This window comes from Pyxidicoccus fallax (assembly GCF_012933655.1).
GTDB classification, from domain to species: Bacteria; Myxococcota; Myxococcia; order Myxococcales; family Myxococcaceae; genus Myxococcus; species Myxococcus fallax.
This window is the reverse complement of record NZ_JABBJJ010000561.1, coordinates 1-4,748: the sequence shown is the minus strand read 5'-3', so window position 1 is coordinate 4,748 and position 4,748 is coordinate 1. Positions and strand designations below refer to the sequence as shown.

The window sequence follows — 4,748 nt, the reverse complement described above, 5'->3', positions numbered from 1 at the left end:
GTGGGAGGGCTCGGCTATCTTCGCGGCCGTGCCCGTCTTCGGTCTTGCGGCATTGTGGAATGGCTCGGCCCCGCCGGAGCGCGTAGCGGCCTGGGTGGAGGGGCTCGGCGCGCTGCTGCCCACGGCCCAGTCGCTGCAGCTCGTGGTGGCGCTGCGCGCGGAGGACGCCGGCCTCGAGGTGAAGGTGGAGGCGCCCGGCTATCCGCGCTCCGCGGTGGAGCGGCTCGCGGAAGAGGTGAAGCGCACCGGCGGCACCTTCGTGGAGCTGTGGCGCCTGCCCAAGGCCGAGCGTGACAGCTTCCGCGCCACCACCTTCGGCGCTGGCACCCCGTACGCGGGCAACGAGCGCGGCGCCGCCGCCCGGGCGCTGCAGCAGCACCTGGGCCGGCTGGCCCTGAGCGGCGCGCGTCCCTCGGGCCCGCCTCCCAACCCGCTGGAGGCGCCCGTGCCGGGCCGGGCCACGCCGCCGGGGCGCACGCCCGCCGTCGCCCGGCCGGCGGAGCCCCCCCGGCCCGCGCCCGCCGACGAGCGCGCCGGGGCGGCGCCGGAGGAGACGGATTCCTCCACCGGGTCGCCCGGGGAGTCCTCCACGCCGCCGCCTCCGCCGCCGGCCGCCCGGGTGCAGACGCACCGTGTGCAGGTGGCGCCTCCCGGCAGCCCGCAGCGGCGCGGGCGGCGCTTCGCGGTGAAGCTGGAGCTGGAGTTCCGCACCGAGCTGGACTTCGTGCGCGAGCACGCCCTCAACATCTCCAACGGAGGCCTCTTCGTGCGCACCGCGCACCGGCCGCAGCCCGACAGCGTCGTCACCGTGGACGTGAAGCTGCCCAACGGCGAGCGGCTGCAGGGGGACGCGGTGGTGGTGCACGTGGTGGACGACCCGTACACCGGCGGCGTGGGGCTCGCGTTCCTCAGCGACGACGTCACCTTCTCCCAGACGCTGGACCGCTACCTGGCGAGCCTGGCGGGTGGCCTGGGCTGACGATGGACGGCGTGTCGGAGACCTGGCCGCGCGACTGTGGCCGCTTCGAGCTGCTGTCGCGGCTGGGGCGCGGCGGCATGGCGGAGGTGTTCCTCGCGAAGGTGCGCGAGGGCCCCCGGGCCGGCGAGCAGGTGGCCCTCAAACGCGTGCGCCCGGAGCGCGCGCATGACGCCGAGGCCCACGAGCAGCTCCTCCACGAGGCGGAGCTGGCCCGGTGCCTGCACCACCCGCACATCGTCGGCTTCGTGGAGTACGGCGAGCTGCCGGACGGCGGCTACCTCGCGCTGGAGCTGGTGGAGGGGCCAGATTTGGGCCGCGTGCTGGCGCAGTGCCGGCGCCGCCGCATCGAGCTGCCCGTCGACATCTCCGTGCTCATCGTCCGGCAGGTGATGGAGGCGCTCGCGCACGCGCACCAGGCCACCAGCCCCACGGGGCGGCCCCTGGGCGTGGTGCACTGTGACGTGTCCCCGCACAACGTGCTGCTGTCGCGCACGGGCGAGGTGAAGCTGGCGGACTTCGGCGTGGCCCGCTCGCGCGCGGGCGCGGCGCTGGACGCGCGGCGGCTGGGCAAGCAGCACTACCGCTCGCCGGAGCTGCTCGCGGGCGACGTATCCGTGGGCGTGGACCTGTGGGCGGGGGCGGTGCTGCTGTACGAGCTGCTGTCGCTGGAGTCGCCCTTCCCCTCCGGCCCCGGGGACGCGGTGGAGTCCTCCATCCGCGGCGGCCGGGTGACGCCCATCCGCACGCTGGTGCCGCGGGTGTCCGACGGACTCGCCCTGGTGCTGGACCGGGCGCTGGCCCCCAACCCCTCGCAGCGCTTCAAGTCCGCGGAGCAGTTCGCCCGCGCGCTCGCGCCGCTGTGTGACGACCGGGTGGCCACGCCGCTGGCGGTGGCCGCCGTGGTGCGGGGATTGATGGGCACGGAGCGCTGAGGCTCCGGCCCCCTCACGCCACCTGCTGCCCCACGGCGGGCGGCACCATGCCCGGGTCTCCCTCCACCACCAGCCGGCTGCGGCCCCCGCCCTGCTTCACCACGCGCACCTGGACGCCGATGCGCTCGGCCAGCCCGCTGACGTGGGAGATGATGCCCACCTGCCGGCCGGTGGCCTGGAGCGCGTCCAGCGTGGCCAGGGCCACCTCCAGCGTCTCCGGGTCCAGCGTGCCGAAGCCCTCGTCGATGAAGAGCGTCTCCACCTGCGTCGTCTCGGACGACAGCGACGCGAGGCCCAGCGCGAGCGCCAGCGACACCAGGAAGCTCTCCCCGCCGGAGAGGCTGGCCACGCTGCGCACCTCGTCACCCATGTCCCCGTCCACCACCTGCAGGTCCAAATCGTGGCCGGGCACGCGCATCAGCCGGTAGCGCCGCGCCAATTCGCGCAGGTGCGCGTTGGCGTGCAGCAGCAGCGCGTCCAGCGTGAGGCTCTGGGCGAACACCTTGAAGCGCTTGCCGTCGTGTGAGCCGATGAGGTCTCCCAGCGTCTTCCACACCTCGGCCTCGCGCCGGCGCTCCTCCAGGGCCGCGGCCTCCGTGCCGTGCCGCGCGCGGGCGGTGTCATCCGCCTCCAGGCGCGCACGCAGCGTGGCCTCGCCCCGGCGCCGCGCCTCGACGTCGGCGCGCAGCCGCTCGCACGCGGGCCCCGCCTCCGACTCGGACAGGGACGGCGGGCCGGACTCCTCGTGACGGGTGCGCCGCTCGCGCCGCTCCACCAGCACCGCGCGGGCATGGGCGAGCGCCTCGCGCAGCGCCGCCAGGGCCTTCTCCTCGGACTCGCACCACGCGGCGTCGTGCGCCAGGAGCGCCTTCACCGCCTCCAGCGTGGTGCCCCGCTCGGAGAGCCTCGCCGCCAGCGCGGCCCGCGCCGACTCCCGGGCCTCGACGGCCTCGGCCAGCGCGCGCACGGCATCCTCGGCGCGGGCGGTGGCCACGCGCTCCGCCTGCTTCGCGGCGTCAGCGGCCTCGCGGGCCCGCTCGAAGGCATCCACCGCCGCGTCCACCCGGGCCCGCAGCTCCGCCCTCACCTCCTCGGTGGGGCGGCCGTCCAGCAGCGCCGCGCGGGCACGGGCCACCCCGGCGCGCTCCTCTTCCTTGAGCGTGGCGAGCTTCGCCTGCTCCTCGGCGTGCTGGCTGCTGACGTCCACGAGGCCCTGGGCCCGGGCGCGGTGCTGCTGCTCCGTCTGCTCGCGCTCCTGCGCCTTCTTCGCGGCCTCTTCCCTGGACTTCCAGAGGGCGACGCGCTCGCCGCACTTGCGGCGGAAGGTGGCCGGGTCCGCGTCCAGCTTCGCCTCCCAGCCCTCGTCCGCCGCGAAGACGGGCCCCACGTCCGCGAGCACCTGCTTCAGCGTCGCGTCGGCCGCGTCGACACGGGCCTGCGCTTCCTTGAGGGTGCCCTCCGCGCGGGTGAGGGCCTCCTCGGCGCGGCGAAGCATGTCGGCCGCCGCCTCGCGCCGCGTGCGCTGCGTGTCCAGGGCCGCGCGGGCCTCGCGCGCCGCGCGGACGCGCCCCTCGGCCGCGGCCTCCTCGGCCTTCAGCGCGTCCAGCCGCGCCTGCACGTCCGCGCGCGCGGCCTCCAGCCAGGCACCGGCCTCGGGAACGCTGCCCACCTCGGGCGGCACCGCATCCGCCTGCCCCGGACCGGAAGCCACGCCTCCGGCCGCTCCAGACGTCAGTGACGCCCCCGCCACTTCGCGCGCCCGGATTCCTGGGGCCGAGCCTTCCTCCGCGCCGACGTCGGACATCGAGCGCAGCCACCGCTCACGCTCACGTCCCCACGCCGCCCGGTGCTCCGAGCATCGGGCCGCCGCGACCTCACGCCGCGCTCCGGCCTGTCCCGCGCGGGTCCGCGCCGCCGCCTCGCGCGCGCTCGCCGCCACCTCGGCCCGCGCCGCCTCGGCTCCTTCCGACTCCAGCGTCTCCACGCGCCGGGTGGACTCCACCACGAGCCCATCCAGCGCCGCGCCCTCGCGGGCATACGGATGCTCCGTGGCGCCGCACAGCGGGCACGCCTCACCGTCGCGCAGCAGGGCCCGGTGCGACACATAGCCTTGCGCCGCCTGGGCCAGGGACAGCGCCCGGCGCGCCTCCTTCAGCGCCGCCTCGCGCTCCGTCCTCCGGGCCGCCGCCTCCCGGGCCTCGCCCGCCGCGGCCTCGGCCTCCGCCTTCGCCGCCGTGGCCTCGCCCTCCGCCGCGCGCACCTCCGCCTCGTCCGAGGTCAGCCCCTCGCGTGCCGCCTCCAGGCCGCGCAGCGCCTCCCGTCGGGCCAGCAGGGACTCCCGCAGCGCGCGCCGTCCCGCCCCGGCCTCCTCGCCCACCGCGGCCTCGGCATGGGTGGCCGCCGCCTGCGCCATCTCCTCCGCCTCGACGGCGGCGTCCTTCTCCTCGCGCCGCAGCGCCACGTCGCCGCGCAGCGTGTCCACGTCGCCGCGCAGCTTCCCGGCCTCTTCCCGCGCCTTGCGCCCGTCGCCCCGCGCCGCCTCATAGCGCTCCAGCTCGCGCTGCCAGCGGGGCCACTCCCCCGTCAGCGCCGCCCAGTGCGCCTTCTCCGAGAGCCACTTCCGCGCGGCCTCTCCTTCCGCCCGCGCCGCCGCCTCCCGGGCGAGCACGGACTCCAGCTCCGCCCGCGCCGTGGCCGCCGCGCCCCGCGACGACTCCGCGCGCTTGCGAGCCTCCTCCGCCTCCCGCGCCACCACCGCCAGCCGGGCATCCAGCCCCGCCGCCTCCTCCAGCGCCGGCCTCGCCGCCGCCTCCGCCTCCTGCGCCGCCGTCCGGGCC

3 protein-coding genes are annotated in these 4,748 nt (G+C 77.1%); 2 read left to right on the top strand and 1 reads right to left on the bottom strand.

Annotated features, from left to right (window positions below; all coding sequences use genetic code 11):
- Positions 1-28: 28 nt before the first annotated feature.
- Entirely contained in the window at positions 29-979 is a 951-nt protein-coding gene (locus tag HG543_RS51540) for a TIGR02266 family protein (protein WP_343073652.1), read from the top strand.
- A 2-nt stretch (positions 980-981) separates the two neighbouring features.
- Positions 982-1,911: a serine/threonine-protein kinase gene (locus HG543_RS51535; RefSeq protein WP_169352342.1), complete on the top strand. Its 930-nt coding sequence runs from the start codon at positions 982-984 to the stop codon at positions 1,909-1,911.
- Positions 1,912-1,924: 13 nt separating this feature from the next.
- On the opposite strand, the gene HG543_RS56710 is transcribed toward HG543_RS51535, so the two are convergent.
- Positions 1,925-4,748: SbcC/MukB-like Walker B domain-containing protein (locus tag HG543_RS56710; RefSeq protein WP_169352341.1), on the bottom strand; the 2,824-nt coding region annotated here is incomplete at its 5' end.

What these genes read in the sequence shown, in the direction of transcription:
- HG543_RS51535 (WP_169352342.1), top strand. Translation starts at nt 982, where the DNA reads ATGGACGGCGTGTCGGAGACCTGGCCGCGCGACTGTGGCCGCTTCGAG.